We start from the raw sequence: 22,238 nt of genomic DNA on the forward strand, positions 1-22,238 counted from the left end.
CCCCTGGCCGTCCCCCTGGGGGTTGCCCGGGGGGTTGGGGGGGGGTTCGCGGTTGGGGCGGGGGGCCCCGGGGGGGGGGCCCCGGGGGGCCCCTCGGGGGAAACGATCAGGCGGCCGAGCTTCCGGTGCTCGACGAGGACGTCGAGGAGGCGGAAGAGGACGACGAGGTCGACGCGGCCGGCTTCGCGTCCGACGTCGAGGACGTCGAGGACGAGGACGACGGGGTCGAGGACTTCGACGCGGCCGGCGAGCTGCTGGACGACGAGCCGCGGCTGTCGTTCCGGTAGAAGCCGGAGCCCTTGAAGACGATGCCGACGGCCGAGAACACCTTCTTCAGGCGTCCCTTGCAGCTGGGGCACTCGGTCAGCGCGTCATCGGTGAACTTCTGCACCGCCTCGAGGCCTTCGCCGCACTCGGTGCACTGGTACTGGTAGGTCGGCACTTGACTTCCTCCTGGCACTCACACTCATCGAGTGCTAACGACGATCCATAGTGACGTATTCCGTGGGTTCAGTCCACCGCCACCGGCACGCGGTGACCGATGCCACGTGCGGCTACCCGGCTCGACTCGCGCGGCTTCAGCCGCGACCGCAGGGCGAGGAGCGTGGCCAGGGCGAGCGCCGTGCCCGCCATCGGCACCAGGAAACCGCTGCTCGCGCCGTGTGCGTCGGCGAGGCGGCCGGCGACCGTGACGGCCGCGGCCTGGCCGAGCGCGACGGCGCCGGTGAGCCAGGTGAAGGCCTCGGTGCGGGCCGAGGCCGGGATCAGGGTCTCGACGATGGTGTAGCCGGTGATGAGGGCGGGGGCGATGCACAGGCCCACGACCAGGCCCAGGGCGCCGAGGAGCAGCACCGAGTGCGCGGTCCACAGCAGGGACGCGGCGACGGTGAGGCCGGCGTAGCCGAGGATCAGGCGGCGGCGGGGGCCGGTCTTCCAGGCGACGGCGCCCATGGCGATGCCCGCGAGCATGTTGCCGGCGGCGAAGATCCCGTACAGCAGGCCGTTGGCGCCGGGGTTGCCGATCTCCTCGGTGAAGGCGGTGAGGGAGACCTGCATGCCGCCGAAGACGGAACCGATGCCGAGGAAGGCGACGATCAGGACCCGGACGCCCGGGATGGAGAGGGCGGAGCGGTGGGGCTCGGCGGTGGTGGCCGCGGCGACGCCGTACGCGGGCTGGGTGGCGCGCTGGGCGGCGAAGAACAGGCCGCCGACGAGGGTGAGGGCGGCCTCGGCGATCAGGCCGGCGGCCGGGTGGATGCCGGTGCACAGGGCGGTGGCGAGGACGGGGCCGACGACGAAGGTGAACTCGTCGGTGACGGACTCGAAGGCCGCGGCGGTCGGCATCAGCGGGGTGCCGTCGAGCCTGGCGGCCCAGCGGGCCCGGACCATCGGGCCGACCTGGGGCACGGAGGCGCCGGCGGGCACGGCGGCCAGGAACAGCGCCCAGAGCGGGGCGCCGGTCAGGGCGAGGGCCACGAGCAGGGAGACGGACGCGGTGTGCACGAGGACGCCGGGGAGCAGGACGGCGCGCTGGCCGAAGCGGTCGGCGAGCTTGCCGCTCTGCGGCGCGAAGAGCGCCATGGAGACGCCGGTCACGGCGGCGACCGCGCCGGCGCTGCCGAAGGAGCCGGTGGTGTGCTGGACGAGCAGGACGATGCCGATGGTCAGCATCGCGAAGGGCTGCCGGGCGGCGAAGCCGGGGAGCAGGAAGGACAGCGCACCGGGGGTGCGCAGCAGCTGCCCGTAGCCGGGCCGCTTGTCCGAGATGACCGTGGACGCCACGGTCCTGGCCTTTCTGCCGCCTGGTAGCGCGCCCCGGCACGGTGGTGCGGGTGTCGCCGAGAGCTGTCCTCATGCGCGTTACTGCGGTAGATACCGGGCCGGCCCCACTGCGGAGGGGCGCCACGGCCGCCATACGGTCGCGCCAGCTCTGCGTCAGGCAGAGTTGGTTCGATCAGGTGTGCCTTCATGCTACAGGGAAGAGCGTCTTCCCGCCTGGGAAAACGCTCCCGCACCTGAATTAATGCCTGGGATTAACCGGGGATACCGCCGGATTTCTTCGGGGATCGGTGGAAGCGCGTCGCCGTGCCCTCCGGAGTGGAGACGGCCGTCGCCCCGCCGGTGCCGAGCCAGCCGGCGAGCTTGCCGCCCTGGCCGACCGCGCGCAGGCGCCGCTCGGTGGCGTCCCGCACCGGGTCGGTGGTGACGACGAGGAGCTCGTCCTGGTGCCGCAGGACGGTCGCGGGTCCGGGGACGAAGCTCGCCCCGTCCCGTACGACGAGGGTGACGGCCGCTCCGGCCGGCAGGCGCAGCTCGGCGACCTCGACGCCGTGCATCCGGGAGTGCTCGGGGATCGCGACGGAGAGCAGGTGGCCGCGGAGCCGCTCCAGGGGCGCGGACTCGACGCCGAGGTCGGCGGCCTCCGAGGAGTCGCCGAGCTTCAGGGCCCTGGCGAGCCAGGGCAGCGTCGGGCCCTGGACGAGGGTGTAGACGACGACGAGGACGAAGACGATGTTGAAGATCCGCTCGCTGCCCTCGATCTGCGCCACCATCGGGATGGTGGCGAGGATGATGGGGACGGCGCCGCGCAGGCCGGCCCAGGACATGAGGGCCTGCTCCTGCCAGGGGATGCGGAACGGCAGCAGGCTGACCAGGACCTCCATGGGCCGCGCGACCACGGTGAGGACCAGGCCGATGACGACGGCGGGCCAGAAGTCGTGGACGAGCTCGTGCGGGGTGACGAGCAGGCCGAGCAGGACGAACATGCCGATCTGGGCGATCCAGCCGAGTCCCTCGGCGAAGCCGCGGTTCGCGGGCGCGTGCGGCAGCTTGGCGTTGCCGAGGACCATCGAGGCCAGGTAGACGGCGAGGAACCCGGAGCCGTGGGCCATGGCGCCGGCGGCGTACGCGACGACGGCGATGGCCATGACGGCGATCGGGTAGAGGCCGGAAGCGGGCAGGGCGACGTGGCGGAGCCCGTAGGAGCCGACGAAGCCGACGGTCAGGCCGACGGCGACGCCGATGGCGAGTTCGAGGGCGATCGTGCCGACGAGGACGTACCAGTCGTCGACCGGTCCGGCGGTGGAGAAGGCGACGACGAGGATGACGACGGGGGCGTCGTTGAAGCCGGACTCGGCCTCCAGGACGCCGGTGACCCGGGAGGGCAGGGGCACCTTGCGCAGCACGGAGAAGACGGCGGCGGCGTCGGTGGAGGAGACGACGGCGCCGATGATCAGGGCCTGCCGCCAGTCGAGGCCGACGAGGTAGTGGGCGCCGGTGGCGGTGATGCCGACGCTGACGGCGACGCCGACGGTGGAGAGGACGACCGCGGCGGGCAGGGCCGGCTTGATCTCCTTCCACTTCGTGCCGAGGCCGCCCTCGGCGAGGATCACGACGAGGGCCGCGTAGCCGATGACCTGGGTCAGTTCGGCGTTGTCGAAGGCGACGTTGCCGATGCCGTCCTGGCCTATGGCGACGCCGATGCCCAGGTAGAGCAGGAGGCTGGGGAGGCCGCTGCGGGACGAGATCCGCACGGCCGCGACCGCGATCAGCAACACGAGCGAGCAGATGAGCAGGAGTTCGTTGAGCTGGTGGACAGTCAGTGGCCGTTCCTTCCCCTCGCGTGCAGCTGGATCGTTCCTCCAGCGGACGACACTTCGTTACCTTACCTAATCTTTAACGTTTTCTTGACGCACTCTTTGCGCCTCCTCGTTCATCTGTACGGTTCTCTTCCTGACACCGCGTCCAGGCCGCCCGGACGCTGCGCCTAAGGTTGCTCCCGTACTCCAGGACCACCCTGCCCCTCGAAGGACAGCGATGCCCTCCAACACGACCGCGCCCCCCGCCAAGAAGAAAGGGCGGCGTGCCCGCCTGCTCCTCCTCGTCCTGGTCCTCGCACTGGTCGCGGGCATCGGATTCGGCGGCTACTGGGGTGTCAGCACCGTCCGGGCCTCGTTCCCGCAGACCACCGGCGAGATCCGGCTCGACAAGCTCTCCGGCGAGGTGGAGGTCAAGCGCGACGCGAACGGCGTCCCGCAGATCTACGCCGACAACGAGACGGACCTCTTCCGCGCTCAGGGATACGTCCAGGCGCAGGACCGGTTCTACGAGATGGACGTCCGCCGCCACGTGACCGCGGGCCGGCTCTCCGAGATGTTCGGCGAGAGCCAGGTCGACACCGACGCCTTCCTGCGCACGCTGGGCTGGCGCCGGGTCGCGCAGCAGGAGTACGACGAGGTCCTGTCGCCGGAGACGAAGAAGTACCTCCAGGCCTACGCGGAGGGCGTCAACGCCTATCTGAAGGACCACGAGAAGCCCGCCGAGATCTCGGTCGAGTACGCGGCCCTGGCCCTGACCAACGACTACGCGATCGAGCCCTGGACCCCGGTCGACTCGGTGGCCTGGCTCAAGGCGATGGCCTGGGACCTGCGCGGCAACATGCAGGACGAGATCGACCGGTCCCTGCTGACGAGCCGCCTGGGCGCGAGCCAGATCAAGCAGCTGTACCCGGACTACCCGTACGCGCTCCACCAGCCGATCGTGGGCCAGGGCGCCGTCGACGAGTCCACCGGGAAGTTCGACCCGGAGGCCGTGGCCGGCGAGGCCGACGGCGCGACCACCGGCGACACCCCGGGCACCGGACCCGGCGCCTCCGGCACGCAGTCCCAGCTCGGGGCGCTCTCCGAGGTCCTCGACACCATCCCGGCCCTGCTCGGCCCCAACGGCAACGGCATCGGCTCGAACTCCTGGGTCGTCGCCGGGAAGTACACGACCTCCGGCAAGCCGCTGCTCGCCAACGACCCGCACCTCGCGCCCCAGCTGCCGTCCCTCTGGTACCAGATGGGCCTGCACTGCCGCTCGGTCTCGGCGACCTGCCGCTACGACGTCGCCGGCTACACCTTCTCGGGCATGCCTGGTGTGATCATCGGCCACAACGACAAGATCGCCTGGGGCCTCACCAACCTCGGCGCCGACGTCACCGACCTCTACCTGGAGAAGATCGGCCCCGACGGCTACCTCGTCGACGGCAAGGTCAAGCCCTTCACCAGCCGCGAGGAAGTCATCAAGGTCGCGGGCGGCGACGACCGCAAGATCACCGTCCGCTCCACCGAGCACGGCCCGCTCGTCTCCGACCGCTCCTCCGAACTGGAGAAGGTGGGTCAGAACGCGCCGGTCGGGAACTCCGCCCCCGACCGCGGCACCGGCTACGGCGTCTCCCTCCAGTGGACCGCCCTCCAGCCCGGCAAGTCCATGGAGGCGATCTTCGCGATCGACCGCGCCAAGGACTTCGCCACCTTCCGGGAGGCCGCGAAGAACTTCGAGGTCCCGTCCCAGAACCTGATCTACGCCGACACCGCGGGCAACATCGGCTACCAGTCCCCGGGCAAGATCCCGCGGCGCGGTACCGGCGACGGCACCGTCCCGGCGCCCGGCTGGGACTCCTCGTACAAGTGGAAGGGCTACATCCCCTTCGAGCAGCTGCCGTACGAGTACAACCCGAAGCGCGGCTACATCGTCACCGCCAACCAGGCCGTGGTCGACCAGAAGACCTACCCCGACCTGCTCACCAAGGACTGGGGCTACGGCTCGCGCAGCCAGCGGATCAACGACCTCATCGAGTCGAAGACCAAGGACGGCGGCAAGATCTCGCCGGACGACATGCGGACCATGCAGACGGACAACCGCAGCGAGATCGCGACCCTGCTCAACCCGCTCCTGCTGAAGATCGACATCTCCGACCCGTACGTCCGCGAGGCGCAGAAGCTCCTCGAAGGCTGGGACTACACGCAGGAGCCCGACTCGGCCGCCGCCGCGTACTTCAACGCGGTCTGGCGCAACGTCCTCAAGCTCGCCTTCGGCAACAAGCTGCCCAAGGAGCTGCGCGCCGAGGGCGACTGCATCAACGTCCGCCCGGTCGACGCCACCGGCCCCGTCGACGAGCAGAACAAGCTCGTCCGCGAGTGCGGCGAGCGCGACCCCGACTCGGCGCAGCCGGACGGCGGCGACCGCTGGTACGAGGTGGTCCGCCCGCTCCTCAAGCAGGAGAAGAGCGAGTGGTGGACGACCCCGGGCGACCGCACGAACCAGCCCACCGAGACCCGTGACCAGCTGCTCGCCCAGGCCATGAAGGACGCCCGCTGGGAGCTGACCGCCAAGCTCGGCAAGGACGTCTCCACCTGGAGCTGGGGCCGGCTGCACCAGCTGACCCTGAAGAACCAGACCCTGGGCACCGCCGGACCCGGCGCCGTCCAGCAGCTCCTCAACCGCGGCCCGTGGAACCTGGGCGGCGGCGAGGCGGCGGTCGACGCGACCGGCTGGAACGCGGCCGGCGGCTACGAGGTCATCTGGGTGCCGTCGATGCGGATGGTGGTCAACGTCGGCGACTGGGACAAGTCCCGGTGGATCAACCTGACCGGTGCCTCCGGCCACGCCTTCCACTCGAACTACACCGACCAGACGGACGCGTGGGCCAGGGGCGACCTCCTCGACTGGGCCTACGGCGCCGCGGCCGTCGACGCGGCGACGAAGGACAGGCTGGTCCTCAAGCCCTGATCAGGGCGTGAAACGGGTGACCCCCGCCGGGGTCACCACCGCGTGCACGGGGTGGTCGTGCGGTTCCTCCGGGACCCGCGCGACCACCTCGTCCGCGTAGAGGAGCACCACCAGGGCCGGGTCCTTGCCCGCCCGCGCCAGCCGGGCGAGGACCCGGTCGTACGAGCCGCCGCCCCGCCCGAGCCGCATCCCGCGCCCGTCGACCGCGAGGCCGGGCAGCAGGACGGCGTCGGCGGCGCAGACGGCGTCGGGGCCGAGCCGCGGCCCGGTCGGCTCCAGAAGCCCGCGGCCGGCCTTGGCCAGCGCCTCCCGCCCCTCGTACGCGGCCCAGTCCAGGTCGTTGTCGGGGAGCAGCACGGGCAGCAGGACCCGCACCCCGCGCGCGTGGAGCGCGTCGAGCAGCGCGCGGGTGCCCGGTTCGCGGCCCACCGACACATAGGCGGCGACGGTGGAGGCCTCCGCGAGTTCGGTGAGTTCCACACCACGTCGCGCGAGGGATTCGGCCGTGTCCGCGAGGGAATCAGCGCTCAGGGCGGCACGCGCGGCCAGAAGTCGGCTGCGCAGCAGGGTCTTTTCGGACATCTCGGGTGTCATGACGGCCTCATGTGAATGCATGAATGTCTCGTAACTGTCTTTATGTGGAGGAAGTTAACCGAAGGCACATCTTCCTCTCATTCCGAGCGACTAAGGTGCACGCATGAATCAGTCGCTCCCCAGGCTCGGCCGGATCAGCAAGGCTGTCATCCCGGCCGCGGGCCTCGGCACCCGCTTCCTTCCTGCGACCAAGGCGACGCCCAAGGAGATGCTGCCGGTCGTCGACAAGCCGGCCATCCAGTACGTCGTCGAGGAGGCCGTCGCGGCCGGACTCTCGGACGTTCTGATGATCACCGGCCGGAACAAGCGTCCCCTGGAGGACCACTTCGACCGGAACTACGAGCTGGAGGAAGCCCTGAGCCGGAAGGGCGACGCCGAACGCCTCTCCAAGGTCCAGGAGTCCAATGACCTCGCCACCATGCACTACGTGCGCCAGGGCGCCCCGCGAGGCCTCGGCCACGCCGTGCTGTGCGCCGCCCCGCACGTCGGCGACCAGCCCTTCGCCGTCCTCCTCGGCGACGACCTGATCGACCCGCGCGACCCGCTGCTCGCCCGCATGGTCGAGGTCCAGGAGCACGAGGGCGGCAGCGTGATCGCCCTCATGGAGGTCGACCCCGAGCAGATCCACCTGTACGGCTGCGCCGCCGTCGAGGCCACCGTCGACTCGGACGTCGTGCGAGTGACCGACCTCGTCGAGAAGCCGGAGCCGGCGGAAGCTCCGAGCAACTACGCGGTCATCGGCCGCTACGTACTCGATCCCGCCGTCTTCGAGACGCTGCGGGACACCGAGCCGGGCCGCGGCGGCGAGATCCAGCTGACCGACGCCCTGCAGAAGCTCGCCGCCGACGAGAAGATCGGCGGCCCCGTGCACGGCGTCGTGTTCAAGGGGCGCCGCTATGACACCGGCGACCGCGGTGACTATCTGCGTGCCATTGTCAGACTCGCGTGCGAGCGTGAAGATCTGGGACCGGACTTCCGGGCCTGGCTCCGGAGATACGTCAGCGAGGAGATGTAGCACCTTGAGCAGCAGCACGGCACCGTCGCCGTCCCCCGACGACAGCGGCCACGACCACGGGGCGGGCCCCGCGGACCCCTGCGCGGGCCCGGCCCGCGACCTGTGGTCGGTGGACGAGCACCTGGCCGACATCCTCGCGACCGTCGGCCCGCTCGAACCCATCGAGCTGCAACTCCTCGACGCCCAGGGCTGCGTCCTCGTCGAGGACGTGACGGTGCCGGTCGCGCTGCCCCCCTTCGACAACAGCTCCATGGACGGGTACGCGGTCCGGGTCGCCGACGTCTCCGGCGCCACCGAGGAGTTCCCCGCCGTCCTCACCGTCGTCGGCGACGTCGCGGCCGGCGACGGCGGACTGCCCACCGTCGGCCCCGGCGAGGCCGCCCGGATCATGACCGGCGCCCCGCTGCCGCCCGGTGCCGAGGCCGTCGTCCCCGTCGAATGGACCGACGGCGGGACCGGCGGCGGCGCGGCCACCGGCATGCGCGCCGCGAGCACCGCCCCCGAGGGCGCCGCCGGCGAGGTCCGGGTCCACCGGTCCGCCGAGGCCGGCGCCCACGTCCGCAGGGCGGGCAGCGACGTGAAGGCCGGGGAGCTCGCCCTCGCGGCGGGCACGGTCCTCGGGCCGCCGCAGATCGGCCTGCTCGCCGCGATCGGCCGGGGCGCCGTGCAGGTCCGCCCCCGCCCCCGGGTGGTCGTCATCTCCACCGGCAGCGAGCTGGTCCAGCCCGGCGAGCCGCTGGGCGAGGGCCAGATCCACGACTCCAACAGCTTCGCGCTCGCCGCGGCCGCCCGGGACGCCGGCGCGCTCGCCTACCGGGTGGGCGCCGTCGCCGACGACGCCGAGTCGCTGCGCGCCACCATCGAGGACCAGCTCATCCGCGCCGACCTCATCGTGACCACCGGCGGGGTGAGCGTCGGCGCGTACGACGTGGTGAAGGAGGCGCTGACCGCCGACGGCCAGGTCGACTTCCGCAAGCTGGCCATGCAGCCCGGCAAGCCGCAGGGCTTCGGCGCGATCGGCACCGAGCAGATCCCGCTGCTCGCGCTGCCGGGCAACCCGGTCTCGTCGTACGTCTCCTTCGAGCTGTTCGTCCGCCCCGCGATCCGCGCCCTGATGGGCGTCGACGACCTCCACCGGCCCCGCGTCCAGGCCGTCCTCGCCGCCGACAAGGCCCTCTCGTCGCCGCCCGGCCGCCGCCAGTTCCTGCGCGGCACCTACGACCCGGAGGCCGGCACCGTCACCCCCGTGGGCGGTGCGGGATCCCACCTGATCGCGGCCCTCGCGCACGCGGACTGCCTGCTCGTGGTCCCCGAGGAGGCCGAGGCCGTCGAGCCGGGCAGCACGCTGGAAGTGGTCCTCCTCGGCTGAGGGGGCGAGGGTGGGGGTACGGTGTCGTCCCCAACAGCGACCGGGAGTGTCACGGCCATGAGCACGCAGCAAGGTCTCACCCACATCGACGAGGCGGGTGCGGCCCGCATGGTCGACGTCTCCGCGAAGGACGTCACGTCCCGTACCGCGCGGGCCAGCGGGCGGGTCCTCGTCTCGCCGCGCGTGATCGAGCTGCTGCGCGGCGAGGGCGTCCCCAAGGGCGACGCCCTCGCGACCGCCCGCATCGCCGGGATCATGGGCGCCAAGAAGACCCCCGACCTCATCCCGCTGTGCCACCCGCTCGCCGTCTCCGGCGTGACCCTGGACCTCGCGGTCACGGACGAGGCCGTCGAGATCCTCGCGACGGTGAAGACCACCGACCGCACGGGCGTCGAGATGGAGGCCCTGACCGCGGTCTCGGTGGCCGCCCTGACGGTCGTCGACATGATCAAGGCGGTCGACAAGGGCGCGGTCATCTCCGACGTACGGGTGGAGGAGAAGACGGGCGGCAAGTCGGGCCACTGGACGCGGAGCGCGTCGTGACGCGCGGCGGCCGGGTGGCGGGTTCGCACGTCCACGAGCACGCCCAGGAGTCCGCGGCGCCGGTCGGCACCGGGGAGGCGCCCGCGGTGCTCGGCTCCGGCCTCGGCGGGGCCCTGGTCGGCCCGTACGCGGCGCTCGTCGTCACCGCCTCCAACCGGGCGTCCGCCGGGGTCTACGAGGACAAGGGCGGTCCGCTGATCGCCGAGGGCCTCACCGCGATGGGCTTCGCCGTCGACGGCCCCCAGGTCGTCCCGGACGGGGCGCCGGTCGAGGCGGCCCTGCGGGCGGCGGTGGCCGCCGGATACGACGTGGTCGTCACCACCGGCGGCACGGGCATCTCGCCCACCGACGAGACTCCCGAGGTCACCCGTAGGCTCCTCGACCGCGAGATCCCGGGCATCCCGGAGGCGATCCGCGCGTACGGGCGGGAGAAGGTGCCGACGGCGGCGCTCTCGCGCGGTCTCGCCGGCGTCGCGGGCGGCACGCTCATCGTGAACCTGCCGGGGTCCCCGGGCGGCGTGCGGGACGGCCTGGCCGTCCTGGAGCCGCTGCTCCGGCACGCCGTCGACCAGATCCGCGGCGGCGACCACCCGAGAGCGTCGTGATCCCGACCTGGCCGGTGATCCTCGTGGACGGGGACATCGTGCTCCGGCCGATAAGGATGCGCGACCAGCGGGCCTGGCGCGAGGTGAACCGGCGCAACCGGGAGTGGCTGCGGCCCTGGGAGGCGACGGTTCCGCCGCCGCCTCCGGGCGGTCCCGTCGGCCAGCGGCCGACGTACCGTCAGATGGTGCGCCATCTGCGGTCGGAGGCGAACGCGGGCCGGATGCTGCCGTTCGTCATCGAGTACCAGGGGCGGCTGGTCGGCCAGTTGACGGTCGCCGGGATCACCTGGGGTTCGATGTGCTCGGGGCACGTGGGGTACTGGGTGGACAGCGAGGTCGCCGGGCGCGGGGTGATGCCGACGGCGGTCGCGCTCGCCGTCGACCACTGCTTCCGCGCGGTCGGGCTGCACCGCATGGAGGTGTGCATCCGCCCGGAGAACGGGCCGTCGCGCCGGGTGGTCGAGAAGCTCGGGTTCCGCGAGGAGGGGCTGCGGCCCCGCTATCTCCACATCGACGGCGCCTGGCGCGATCATCTGGTCTTCGCGCTGACGGCGGAGGAGGTGCCGGAGGGGCTGCTGAGGCGCTGGCGCCAGGCAAGAATGAAATAAGTGTTCGAATTTAATCGGTAGTTGGCACGCAAACGATCTGAACAATCACAAAAAAGTTCAGTGATATCAGCCAGATCGTGCGACACACCGGGCCAATTGGCCGATGGCCCCACGCGAACCCCTCTACCGTGTGAGGCGTGAGCAGCAGCGGCCTCATCTACGCAGTCATCGTCGGGGCCTGGGCCGCCTACTTGGTGCCGATGTGGCTCCGCAGGCAGGACGAGCTGAACGAAGCCCGTCCGACGGAACGCTTCAGCACCGCCATCCGGCTGCTTTCCGGACGGGCGGGCATGGAGCGCCGGTACGCCAAGGAGCTCAAGCAGCGGGACCGTACGGCGGAGGGCCCGACGCCCGACGTGGACCCGGACGCGGCGACCGAGCATCTGAGCTCGGTCGACGTCCGGGCCTTCTCCGCGCCCGCGGCCAGAACCGAGGCGCGCCTCGAACTCCCGGAGCCCGAACCGGAACCGTCTCCGGCGTCCGCCGCCCCGGCCCGCCCCGCCGCGGGCGTCACGGGCGCCGCGGGCGCCGCCGCCGAGCGCGCCCGGCGCGGCAAGGTCCTCGCCCGGCGCCGGCGCACCACCACGCTCCTCTTCGGCGGCTTCACCCTCGGCGCCGTCGTCGCGGCCGTCGGCGGCATCACCTTCCTCTGGGCGCCCGCCGTCCCCGCGCTGCTCCTCAGCGCGTACATCGTGCACCTGCGGATCCAGGAACGACGGCGCTTCGTGTACGTCATGGACCGCCGCCGCGCCGAGGCCGCCGCGGCCCGGCTCCGCGAGAGCCGCCGCCCGGCCCCGACGCCCGAGCCCGCCGCCGACCCGACGCCCTCCCCGCAGGAGGCCGACCGCCGCGCCCTCGTCGAGCAGACCGACCACGCGGAGTGGGTCGACCAGCAGCGCGAGCGCGGCCCCGCCCGCGGCGACAGCTGGGACCCCGTCCCGGTCCCGCTCCCCACCTACGTCACCGCCCCGGTCGCCCCGCGCGCCACCAGCGGCATCGACATCACCGACCCCGAGACCTGGAGCGCCGCCCGCTCCTCCACGGCCGCCGACCCCACCCCCGTCCCCTCCCCGGCCCCGCGTCAGCGCACCGCCCCGCCGCGCCGCACCCGCGACCACGGCCGTACCCCCCTCTTCGACCAGTACGCCGACGACGACCGCCCCCGCGCCGCCAACGAGTGACCCCGCCGAGGGGCCCGCGACACCCCTCGGCTGACCTGCGGCTCAACGGATTTTTGTCTTCGCCCGTCGGGATGCTAATGTTTCACACGTCGCAAGGGCCTGTGGCGCAGTCTGGTAGCGCACCTCGTTCGCATCGAGGGGGTCTGGGGTTCAAATCCCCACAGGTCCACAAACGACAGTTCGCGAGTAGCTCTCGGGAACGTCTGGAGATCCCGTTCAACCCCTTGGGTTGGACGGGATCTCGGCGTTTGGGGAGGGTTGGGTGAAGGCCGGGCCCGACTGTGCGGTTCCGCTTGATCGGCGACATGACGTACTCGTGGCCGTCGCCTCGACTTTCCCGAAGTCGATCTTCCGGACGCGCGCCAGGTGCTCTCTGGCGGGCGCATGGTCAGGAGGGTTCCCCGGCGACTCCGGGGGGCCGGTGGCATCGATCAGGCCCCGTGCCGCCCTATTTGCACCTCACAGAGTCCCTGAGCTGCGGGTTTGTGGGCTTCCCGTGGCCTGGCCGTGGGCGGGCCCGGCGCCCGGGGGGCGTCTCCGTGCCGACGGCTCCGGGTCTGGCTTAGCCGGTTATTTCCGGCAATTTCCTGTGGGGTGAGTGAGTGGGATTCTGATGCCCGGATCACCGCATTGCCCGGAATCCACCCCTCCTCTCACCAAGCTCAACTTCCGCTCAATTCGTTGGCCAGCGCCCTGGCGGGCCGTCATCCTTTCGGCGTTCGTTGAACCTTGAGACACCGAGGGGTGTACGTGTCCGTTGCCAGATGGCCTGCCAGAAGACCCGCGGCAGGATCCCGCAGAAGACGACTGATATCCGTCGCGCTGACGGGAGCGCTGTCCGCTTCCGCTCTCGTCGTCCTGCCCGGGCTCGTTCCGACGGCCTCGGCCGTCTTCGTGTCGCCGGTCGACACGGGGGAGCAGAGTCAGGAGGACTTCGCGCTCGAAGAGGCGGCGCGGACGGGACAGCCTTACGAGCTGGAATCCGCCCGCACCGAGACCACCGACACGTGGGCCCAGCCCGACGGGACATGGACGGTGAACCGGCACGGGACCGCCGTCCGCCTGCTGCGTGACGGGCAGTGGGTTCCGACCGACCCGACGCTGGTCCTCAGCGGGAACGGCGTGCGGCCGAAGGCGTCGCTGGTGGACGTGACGTTCTCCGGCGGAGGCACCGCTCCCCTGCTCTCCGGAGTGAAGGACGGGCGCACGCTCACGCTCAACTGGCCCACGGCGCTGCCGCAGCCCACGCTGGCCGAGAACGTGGCCACGTACGCCGAGATCCTGCCCGGCGTCGACCTCCAGCTGAAGGCGGAGGTCGAGGGCTTCTCGCAGCTCCTGGTCGTCAAGACGCCCGAAGCCGCGCAGAACCCGCAGCTGGACAGCCTGAAGTTCAAGTTCGAGACGGTCGGCCTCGACGTCTCGGTGGACAGTGAGACCGGCAGCCTGACCGCCGTGGACCCCTCGGGTCACGCGGTCTTCTCCAGCCCGACGCCGCTGATGTGGGACTCCACGAAGGTCACCAGCGAGTCGGCGCCGGCCGGTGGTGCCCAGGCGTTCTCCGCCGACGCCGTGGGAGGGACGGCGGACGACGGGACGGCGGCGCCGGAGGACACCTTCGAGCCGCCGCCGGGTTCCACGGACGCGCCGATGGACACCACGGTCACCGGGGACACCCTGGAGATCAAGCCGGACCAGACCATGCTGGCCGCTCCCGAGACCCAGTACCCGGTCTACATCGACCCGCAGTGGGCGTGGGGCGAGCGGCAGAACTGGACGCGCGTCTACAAGCACTACCCGAACTACTCGTTCTGGAACTCCACCGACCCGATCCGGGTCGGCTACGAGGCCCAGACGGGCGGCTCGGACCGTGTCTCGCGCTCGTTCATCCAGCTGGACACGAGCGACGTCATGGGCGCCGAGGTCAAGTCGGCCACCTTCCGCGTCAAGAACATCTGGTCCTGGTCCTGCCAGTCCCGACCCGTGGAGGTCTGGCACACCACGGGCATCACGTCGAAGACGACCTGGAGCAAGCAGCCGACCAAGCTCTCCCTGCTCAGGACGGTGAACGACTCCAAGGGCTGGGACTCGAAGATCCCGGGCTGCGGGGCGGGGAACCTCGAGTTCGACATCACCTCCAAGGTCAAGGCGCGGGCCAAGGAGGGGAAGAACAACCAGGGCCTGGCCAGCATCACCCTGGGTATGTACGCCCAGGACGAAGGGGACACCTTCGGCTGGAAGAAGTTCGACCCGAAGACGGCCACCCTCGAGATCAGGTACAACACCCTGCCGAAGCGGCCGGATGGCCTGGGGACGTACCCCAAGACCGACTGCAAGACCGGTGGTGTCATCGGCAACACCCGGGTCAGCCTGTACGCCACGCACTCCGACCGTGACGGCGGCAACCTGACGGCGCGCTTCAACCTGTACAAGTCGGGTGTCGCCGATCCGGTCAGGACGATGGAGCTGCCCGCCCTGAAGGACAAGGTCACGACCTGGGCGGTGCCCGACGTGGACCTGCCGACGGGCAACTACACCTGGAACGTCGTCACGAGGGACAAGGACCAGGCCGAGGGCCCGACCTCGGTGACGTGCAAGTTCAGCGTCGACCGCACGCGTCCCAGCAACCCGCCGACCATCACCTCGACGGTCTTCCCCAACGGCGAGACCAAGTGGCCCGCCAACACCGGCAAGGCGCGGACGCCCGGCGCGTTCACGTTCGGCCCGCACGGCGTCTCCGACGTGGTCCAGTACTACTACTGGACGGACACGGACCCCGACGTCACGCCCGTCGGCGCGAGCACGCCGACGGTGACCATCACCCCGCCGAGCTACGGTCCGCACTTCGTGTACGCGTACAGCGTGGACAAGGCCGGCAACCGCTCGGACACGGCCACGTACATCTACTACGCGGCCACGTCGAAGACGCGGGACGTCCCCTTCGACCTGAACGGTGACGGGCAGCGCGACATCTGGGCCGCGGACGGCAACGGCACCCTGCTGACCTACGCGGGCCAGGGCTCGGGCGAGTTCAGCAACGCCAGCAACGGCGGCGGCTCGTTCGCCGGCAAGCAGATCACCACCTTCGGCGACTGGGGCCAGGACGGCTACAACGACCTGGTGTCCCTGGAGTACGACGAGGTCGACAAGCGCAAGAAGATCTACACGTACAAGAACGACGGCCTCGGCAAGATCGACCCGAACTCGCGGCTCGAGCTGAAGGTCACCTGCCCGGTCAGGAACCCGGACGAGGGCTGCGACGGCGAGGAGACCTGGGCCGGCGACGACCACTGGTTCAACGCCGACCAGATCGCCGCCCCCGGCGACATCAACGCCGACGGCCAGCCCGACCTCCTGGTCAAGCAGGGCAAGCTGCTCTGGGCCTACTACGGCAACCGTGCCACCGACGACCTGGACCTCGGCTACACGCGGTCGCCCACCCCCGTCGGCGGCAAGAACTGGGACAAGTACACGATCATCACCCCGGGCGACATCAGCTGGGACGGACTCCCGGACCTCTGGCTCCGCGACGACGCCACCGGTGACATCCTGCTCGCCTGGGCCGAGTACGCGCCCGACGGCGGCCTGGACGCCGCGACCTGGGGCCTTCCGGAGAACCTGCTGAAGATCGGCAGCGGCGTCACCAAGGCCGCCTACCCGATCGTCGGCTCCTCCGGCGACATCACGAACGACCCGTACGAGGACATCCGCGCGGAGCTCTGGGCCCGTCAGGCCTCGGACAACGCCCTGGTGGGCTGGAAGGGCCAGTCGACCAGCGCGAGCAGCAACATCATGTTCGGGGCCAAGTTCACGATCGACGGCATGACGGGCGGCGCCTACATCCCGTCCGGCACCACCATCGCGTCCGGCGAGTCCTACACCTCCAACGCCGCCAAGCTCACGATGCGGACCGACGGCAACCTCGTCGTGACCTCCAACGCGGGCAACGTGCTGTGGAGCTCGGGAACCGCCGGCAAGAACGGGGCCACGGCCGTCCTTCAGACCGACGGCAAGCTCGTGATCAAGGACTCGGTCGGGATCGTGAAGTCGTTCGGCGTGACCGCCCCCAACGGCTACGCGATGCTGCAGGACCGCGGCAACTTCGTCATCTACGACGCGGCGGGCCGGTCGACCTGGTCGGCGAACACCGTCGTCCGGCACGACTACGACGGTGACGGCCGCAGCGACATGGCGGCCTGGTACGCGATCCCCGGCGGCAAGTCCGCACTGCACACCTTCAAGTCCAACTCGGACGGCACGTTCGCCGCGCCGCTCAAGTCCTACGAGTCCGCGGTCGGCAGCTGGAACGTCGACCGGATGAAGTTCGCCACCGGCGACTACAACGGTGACGGCAAGGGCGACATGGCGGCCCTGTACGACTACGACAACGGCGTCGTCAAGCTGTTCACGGCGCTCGGCAAGGCGGGCGGCGGGTTCAACGCACCCTTCGCGTCCTGGACCTCGCAGAAGGGCGGCTGGTACTCCGGCTCCATGACCCTGGAGTCGGGCGACTTCAACGGTGACGGCCGCGACGACATCATGGCCTGGTACGCGTACGGGGCGGGCCACGACACCATCTTCACCTTCACCGCCAACGTGAAGGGCGGCTTCAACGCGCCCTTCCCCTCCGCCCAGCTCCAGGCCGGCTGGTGGGACGTCAGCGACAGCAAGTTCGCCACCGGTGACTTCAACGGTGACGGCCGCGACGACCTCGCAGCCCTCTACGGGTACCCGGACGGCACCCTGAAGATGCACACCTTCCCGGCCCTTTCCGACGGCGGCTTCAGCAATCTGAGCACCACGTCCTGGACCGGTAACGGCACGACATGGGGCAGCTTCGGCCGGACCTTCCTGCACGCCGGTGACTTCAACGGCGACGGCCTCGACGACGTCGGCTTCTGGTACGACTACGCCGACGGAAAGGACGCCCTGTTCAAGCTCCCCGCCTCCTCGGCGCGGGACGGGAAGTTCGTCACCTCCACCATCCGAGGTCTGGATATCCCGACCGGTAACTGGTACTACCAGGGCGCCCAGTACACGCCGGGCGACTACAACGGTGACGGTCGTGACGACATCGGCAGCCTTTACGGCTTCTCCACCGGTGAGGTCAAGGCGTTCACCCACCTCTCGAACGCGACGGGCTTCGACTACCACAAGGCCGGCTGGAGCGCGCTGACCGGCTGGACCTGGGCGAACAGCACCATTCTGCGCGCCTACAATTAGTAGGAGCGCACCTACCACCAAATGACGGCGATGCCCGGGAATTCTTCCCGGGCATCCCCTTTTTTCGGTTCGGACTCGTTTTAATTTCTCAGATCTACCTCAAATTGCGGACCTGTGGTCGGCGGGCGCGAGTAGCGTTCGGTGACATTTCCGTACCCATGAGAGGTGGGGTGTGAGAATTCATCGCGAAGCCGCAGCCAGGGGTCCAGTCGCGATGAGGCGTCTCTCGCGCGCGGTCGCGTTCCCACTGGCGGCGGGCCTGCTCCTCGGGTGCACCGCCGAGAAGGCGCCGAGCGGTGGGGCCCGGGGATCTCCGACGTCGTGAGCGACGAGGCTTCGGCGACGTTCCTCTGGGAGACGTCGAAGGGGCGCCTGTGTCTCGCGGAGGTGGCGACCTCGGGTGGGTACCACGTTCGGATGTGCGGTGACCTGTCCGGAGTGACACCGAAGGCGGGCGCGCACGTCGCGAAGGCGTCCGGGCCCGGGATGGCGCGCGAGGGGTGGAGGGTCGTGCTGCTCGCGGAGCCGGGTGCGCGAGTGACGGCCGCGCGGTTCGCGGGGAAGGACGTCGAGTGGACGTTCGTCAGGACGCTGTCGCCCGGGATGAAGGGGCGGGGCGCGTACTACGTGTCGTTGGCCGATCGTCCGGTCGGTGACTTCGAGATGACCGTCGAGGTCGGCGGGTCGCGGAAGACGGAACGGCTCGCGTTCGGTTAGCGGGTGGTGCGAGAGGAAGGGCGGGCGTCTTCGGGCGCCCGCCCTTTTCGTGCCGTGGGGGTCAGAGCGGCTTCGCGTAGCAGCGGCTGTTCTCGTACTCGCGGTAGTGGCCGAACTTGGCGCAGGGTTCGTAGCCGGAGGAGGTGTAGAGGGCCATCGCCTCGGGTTGGGCCGTGCCGGTCTCCAGGACCATGCGGGTGCGGCCGGCGGCGCGGGCGTCGGATTCGAGGGCGGCGAGGATGCGGCGGGCGAGGCCGAGGCCGCGGGCTTCGGGGACGACGTACATGCGCTTGAGTTCGGCGTCGCCGTCGGAGTAGCCCTCGTCGTTGGCGTCCTGGGTGCGCCAGCCGCCGGTGGCGACGGGGGTGCCGTCCTCGTCGTAGGCGAGGAGGTAGAGGCCGTGGGGCGGGGTGAACATCGTCGCGTCCAGGGGGGTGGCATCGCCCTCGTCGCCGTAGCGGACGGCGTACTCGGCCTGGACGGCGTCCTCCAGTTTGACGGCGTCCGGGTGGTCATAGGGCGTGGGCTGGATGTTCATGCGGAATATCGTACATGTATGCACTAGGTGGGTGTCGGTATTCTCCCGGGATGCTCACTGTCACGTCCGTGAATGTCAATGGTCTCCGTGCCGCCGCCAAGAAGGGCTTCGTCGAGTGGCTGGCCGGCACCTCGGCCGACGCCGTCTGCCTGCAGGAAGTGCGCGCGGAGGAGGCGCAGCTGCCCGCCGAGGTGCGGGCGCCCGAGGGATGGTTCACCGTGCACGCGCCCGCCGCCGCCAAGGGGCGCGCCGGGGTGTCCCTCTACACGCGGCGCGAGCCCGACCGGGTGCGCGTCGGCTTCGGGTCGACCGAGTTCGACGGCAGCGGCCGGTACGTCGAGGCGGACCTGCCCGGCGTGACCGTCGCCAGCCTCTACCTGCCCTCCGGCGAGGTCGGCACCGAGCGCCAGGACGAGAAGTACCGGTTCATGGGCGAGTTCCTGCCCTACCTGAAGGAGCTCAGGCAGCGGGCCGCGGCCGACGGGCGCGAGGTCGTCGTCTGCGGCGACTGGAACATCGCCCACCACGAGGCCGACCTCAAGAACTGGAAGTCCAACAAGAAGAACGCCGGCTTCCTGCCCGAGGAGCGGGAGTGGCTCGGCCGGGTCCTGGAAGAGGCCGAGGGCGGTTACGTCGACGTCGTCCGCGCCCTCCACCCCGACCGGGAAGGCCCCTACTCCTGGTGGTCCTACCGCGGCCGCGCCTTCGACAACGACAGCGGCTGGCGCATCGACTACCAGATCGCCACCCCCGGCCTCGCCGCCAAGGCCGTCAAGGCGTACGTCGAGCGCGCCGCGACCCACGAGGAGCGCTGGAGCGACCACGCGCCCGTGACCGCCGTCTACGACCTGTAGTCCCCTCCCGCGCGGTACCGTGCCCGTCAGGGGCGGAACCGGGTGGGGGAGATCCGTTGAGCGCGCGCATTCTGATCGCCGAGGACGACGAGAAGCAGTCACGGCTGATCCGGATCTATCTGGAGCGCGAGGGGAACGCCGTACAGGTCGTCGCCGACGGGCGGGCCGCGCTGGAGAAGGTGCGTTCCGTCCGGCCGGACCTCGTCGTGCTCGACGTGATGCTGCCCTTCGTCGACGGGCTCGACGTGTGCCGCATCCTGCGCTCCGAGGGGTCGGACGTGCCGATCCTGCTGCTGACCGCGCGCAGCACCGAGGAGGACCTCCTCCTCGGGCTCGACCTCGGCGCCGACGACTACCTCACCAAGCCCTACAGCCCCCGCGAACTGACCGCCCGGGTCCGCGCGCTCCTGCGCCGGTCCCGGGCGACCGGGGCCGCCGCCCGCGAGGAACTGCTGACGGTCGGCGCCGTGGAGCTCGACACGGCCCGCTTCCGGGTCAGGGTCGCCGGCCGGCCGGTGGACCTCACGGCCAAGGAGTTCGCCCTCCTCGAAGCGCTGGCCCGCGAGCCGGGCCGGGTCTTCACCCGCACCCAGATCATCGAGCGGGTCTTCGGCTTCGACAGCGACGTCCTGGAACGCACGGTCGACGCGCACGTGCGCAACCTGCGGCGGAAACTGGAGGACGACCCGACCCGCCCGCGCCACCTGGAGACCGTGTACGGGCGCGGGTACCGGCTCGCGGACGGCGAGTACGGCGCGTGAGCTTCCGCCTGCGGGTCTTCGCGCTCGTCCTGCTCGTCGCCGTCGCCGCCACCTCCGCCACCGCGTGGCTGACCCTGCGCCAGGCCACCAGCCAGCTCCGCGAGTCCGCCGCCGCCGACCGGCAGTCCATCGCCGCCATCACCGAGGAACTGCGCGCCTACGGCGCCGGCCACGGCACCTGGGACGGCGTCGCCGCCACCGTGCGCGCCCTCGCCGAGAAGACCGGGCAGCGCATCCGGATCGGCACCGACCGGCAGGGCCAGATCGCCGACTCCGACACCCTCCTCGGCAGCGACCCGCGCCCCGGCGGCACCGCGCCCGCGCTCCTCGTCGACCCGAGGCCCCGGCTGGAGTTCCCCGCGGCCTGGGAAGCCGGACGCATGCGCAAGGTGACGCCCACCGCGATCAACGCGTACGACGACGCCGTCACCTTCGCGGCCTGCCTCACCCGGGCCGGGCACCGGGTCACCGTCCTGCCCGGCGGGTTCGGGGCCCCCCGGTTCCGCGACGGCGGGAAGGCCCCGGGCGGCATGCCGGGCGGCGCACCGTGCACCGAAGCCGCCCCGAGCGCCCCGCGCATGGCCGACGTCGACGCGGCCGAGGCCTGCCCCATCGCGGAGAGGGCCGCCGCGCTCGCCTGCCTGCGCCGGGTCTTCACCGAGCGGACCGCCGCCGTCGCCCCCCAGCCGCTCACCGTGCGGCTCGGCGCCGTCGACGACGCCGGGCAGAGCCTCGCGGTCGGCCCCGCGGTCGGCGTCGCCGCCGGGGTCGCCGCCGCCGCGCTCGCCTGCGCGCTGCTCCTCAGCCGGGCCGTGCTCCGTCCCGTACGGGCCCTCACGGCGGCCTCCAGGGGGCTCGGCGAGGGCGACCTCGGGCGCCGGGTGCCGGCCTCCGGCCGGGACGAGATCGCCGAGCTCGGCCGGTCCTTCAACCGGATGGCGAGGTCCCTCCAGGACAGCGAGGAGCGGCAGCGCCGACTCGTCGGCGACATCGCCCACGAGCTGCGCACCCCCCTCGCCAATCTGCGCGGCTATCTGGAGGCCCTGCGCGACGGGGTCCTCCAGGCCGACGCCGAACTCCTCGACTCGCTCCACGAGGAGGTGCTGCTCCAGCAGCGGATCGTGGACGACCTCCAGGACCTGGCGCTCGCCGAGGCGGGGGCGCTCACGTACCACCGCGGGACGCTGGACGCCCGGGAGCTGGTCGAGGCCTGCCGGACCGCGCACAGCGCCCGGGCGGCGGCCGCCGGGGTGACGCTCGACGTCGTGGGCGCCGGCCCCGGCACCGTACGGCTGCACGGCGACCCGGACCGGCTGCGCCAGGCGCTGGGCAATCTGGTCGGCAACGCGGTCCGCCACACGGCGCCCGGCGGCGCGGTGCGGCTCGAACTCGCCGAGCGGGACGAGAGGGTGCGGATCGCCGTCAGGGACACCGGCAGCGGCATCGCGCCCGCCGACCTGCCGCGGCTCTTCGACCGCTTCTGGCGTGCGGACGCGGCCCGCGGCCGGGCCACGGGCGGCAGCGGGCTCGGCCTCTCCATCGCCCGCCGGATCGTCACCGACCACCACGGCGCCGTCGAGGTCGCGAGCGAGCTGGGGGTCGGCTCGGTGTTCACGGTCGTCCTGCCGGCCCCGCGGGGCGGGACGCCGGGCCCCTGACCCGCTGCGGGGCCGCCGGGGTG

Annotated in this window: 17 protein-coding genes and 1 tRNA gene; 13 read left to right on the forward strand and 5 right to left on the reverse strand. The window is 71.3% G+C overall.

Features of this window, described 5'->3' with window-relative positions; translation table 11 throughout:
• Positions 1 to 106 precede the first annotated feature (106 nt).
• The 3 genes from ACFCY7_RS08415 to ACFCY7_RS08425 all read right to left on the reverse strand — a co-directional run bounded on the left by ACFCY7_RS08415 (position 107) and on the right by ACFCY7_RS08425 (position 3,557).
• Positions 107 to 442 (reverse strand): FmdB family zinc ribbon protein, encoded by a 336-nt coding sequence (locus ACFCY7_RS08415; protein WP_376482514.1) that lies wholly within the window; start codon positions 440 to 442, stop codon positions 107 to 109.
• Between the two features lie 68 nt (positions 443 to 510).
• A complete protein-coding gene (locus ACFCY7_RS08420; RefSeq protein WP_376482516.1) occupies positions 511 to 1,782 on the reverse strand; it encodes an MFS transporter in 1,272 nt (423 codons plus the stop codon).
• Positions 1,783 to 2,033: 251 nt separating this feature from the next.
• Positions 2,034 to 3,557 carry a potassium/proton antiporter gene (locus ACFCY7_RS08425; protein WP_376482518.1) on the reverse strand — a complete coding sequence of 508 codons (1,524 nt, stop codon included), beginning with the start codon at positions 3,555 to 3,557 and terminating at the stop codon, positions 2,034 to 2,036.
• A 259-nt stretch (positions 3,558 to 3,816) separates the two neighbouring features.
• On the opposite strand from ACFCY7_RS08425, the gene ACFCY7_RS08430 reads away from it, so the two are divergent.
• Positions 3,817 to 6,552 (forward strand): penicillin acylase family protein, encoded by a 2,736-nt coding sequence (locus ACFCY7_RS08430; protein WP_376482520.1) that lies wholly within the window; start codon positions 3,817 to 3,819, stop codon positions 6,550 to 6,552.
• Here ACFCY7_RS08430 and ACFCY7_RS08435 read toward each other — a convergent pair whose 3' ends face one another.
• Entirely contained in the window at positions 6,553 to 7,146 is a 594-nt protein-coding gene (locus ACFCY7_RS08435; RefSeq protein WP_376482656.1) for a 5-formyltetrahydrofolate cyclo-ligase, read from the reverse strand.
• Between the two features lie 103 nt (positions 7,147 to 7,249).
• Between ACFCY7_RS08435 and galU the strand changes: the two genes are divergently transcribed.
• The 9 genes from galU (at position 7,250) to ACFCY7_RS08480 (ending at position 18,404) form a co-directional block, all read left to right on the forward strand.
• A complete protein-coding gene (galU, locus tag ACFCY7_RS08440; protein ID WP_376482522.1) occupies positions 7,250 to 8,161 on the forward strand; it encodes a UTP--glucose-1-phosphate uridylyltransferase GalU in 912 nt (303 codons plus the stop codon).
• A 4-nt stretch (positions 8,162 to 8,165) separates the two neighbouring features.
• Positions 8,166 to 9,530 carry a gephyrin-like molybdotransferase Glp gene (gene glp / locus ACFCY7_RS08445; RefSeq protein ID WP_376482524.1) on the forward strand — a complete coding sequence of 455 codons (1,365 nt, stop codon included), beginning with the start codon at positions 8,166 to 8,168 and terminating at the stop codon, positions 9,528 to 9,530.
• Positions 9,531 to 9,587: 57 nt separating this feature from the next.
• Positions 9,588 to 10,073 (forward strand): cyclic pyranopterin monophosphate synthase MoaC, encoded by a 486-nt coding sequence (gene moaC, locus ACFCY7_RS08450; protein WP_367826053.1) that lies wholly within the window; start codon positions 9,588 to 9,590, stop codon positions 10,071 to 10,073.
• A gap of 86 nt (positions 10,074 to 10,159) precedes the next feature.
• Positions 10,160 to 10,678 (forward strand): molybdenum cofactor biosynthesis protein B, encoded by a 519-nt coding sequence (locus ACFCY7_RS08455; protein ID WP_376482658.1) that lies wholly within the window; start codon positions 10,160 to 10,162, stop codon positions 10,676 to 10,678.
• Positions 10,675 to 11,286, forward strand: coding sequence for a GNAT family N-acetyltransferase (locus ACFCY7_RS08460; RefSeq protein WP_376482527.1), 612 nt, complete (start codon positions 10,675 to 10,677; stop codon positions 11,284 to 11,286). Before ACFCY7_RS08455 ends, ACFCY7_RS08460 begins: the two co-directional genes overlap by 4 nt.
• A 137-nt stretch (positions 11,287 to 11,423) precedes the next feature.
• Positions 11,424 to 12,467 carry a gephyrin-like molybdotransferase receptor GlpR gene (glpR, locus tag ACFCY7_RS08465; protein ID WP_376482529.1) on the forward strand — a complete coding sequence of 348 codons (1,044 nt, stop codon included), beginning with the start codon at positions 11,424 to 11,426 and terminating at the stop codon, positions 12,465 to 12,467.
• Between the two features lie 95 nt (positions 12,468 to 12,562).
• Positions 12,563 to 12,636, forward strand: a tRNA-Ala gene (locus ACFCY7_RS08470).
• Between the two features lie 581 nt (positions 12,637 to 13,217).
• On the forward strand, positions 13,218 to 17,687 hold the full coding sequence (locus tag ACFCY7_RS08475; protein WP_376482531.1) for an FG-GAP-like repeat-containing protein: 4,470 nt from the start codon (positions 13,218 to 13,220) through the stop codon (positions 17,685 to 17,687).
• A gap of 321 nt (positions 17,688 to 18,008) precedes the next feature.
• Positions 18,009 to 18,404 carry a hypothetical protein gene (locus ACFCY7_RS08480; RefSeq protein ID WP_376482533.1) on the forward strand — a complete coding sequence of 132 codons (396 nt, stop codon included), beginning with the start codon at positions 18,009 to 18,011 and terminating at the stop codon, positions 18,402 to 18,404.
• A 61-nt stretch (positions 18,405 to 18,465) separates the two neighbouring features.
• Here ACFCY7_RS08480 and ACFCY7_RS08485 read toward each other — a convergent pair whose 3' ends face one another.
• On the reverse strand, positions 18,466 to 18,942 hold the full coding sequence (locus ACFCY7_RS08485) for a GNAT family N-acetyltransferase (RefSeq protein ID WP_376482535.1): 477 nt from the start codon (positions 18,940 to 18,942) through the stop codon (positions 18,466 to 18,468).
• Between the two features lie 50 nt (positions 18,943 to 18,992).
• On the opposite strand from ACFCY7_RS08485, the gene ACFCY7_RS08490 reads away from it, so the two are divergent.
• The 3 genes from ACFCY7_RS08490 to ACFCY7_RS08500 are packed head-to-tail and all read left to right on the forward strand — an operon-like array spanning position 18,993 to position 22,215.
• Positions 18,993 to 19,796: an exodeoxyribonuclease III gene (locus ACFCY7_RS08490; RefSeq protein WP_376482537.1), complete on the forward strand. Its 804-nt coding sequence runs from the start codon at positions 18,993 to 18,995 to the stop codon at positions 19,794 to 19,796.
• A gap of 56 nt (positions 19,797 to 19,852) precedes the next feature.
• The gene (locus ACFCY7_RS08495; RefSeq protein ID WP_376482539.1) at positions 19,853 to 20,557 is read left to right on the forward strand and encodes a response regulator transcription factor; all 705 of its coding nucleotides are present in this window, start codon (positions 19,853 to 19,855) and stop codon (positions 20,555 to 20,557) included.
• Positions 20,554 to 22,215: a sensor histidine kinase gene (locus tag ACFCY7_RS08500; protein ID WP_376482541.1), complete on the forward strand. Its 1,662-nt coding sequence runs from the start codon at positions 20,554 to 20,556 to the stop codon at positions 22,213 to 22,215. The genes ACFCY7_RS08495 and ACFCY7_RS08500 overlap by 4 nt, the downstream gene beginning before the upstream one ends.
• The last annotated feature ends 23 nt before the right edge of the window (positions 22,216 to 22,238 follow it).

It is taken from the genome of Streptomyces sp. NPDC056361, assembly GCF_042262805.1.
Classification (GTDB): domain Bacteria; phylum Actinomycetota; class Actinomycetes; order Streptomycetales; family Streptomycetaceae; genus Streptomyces.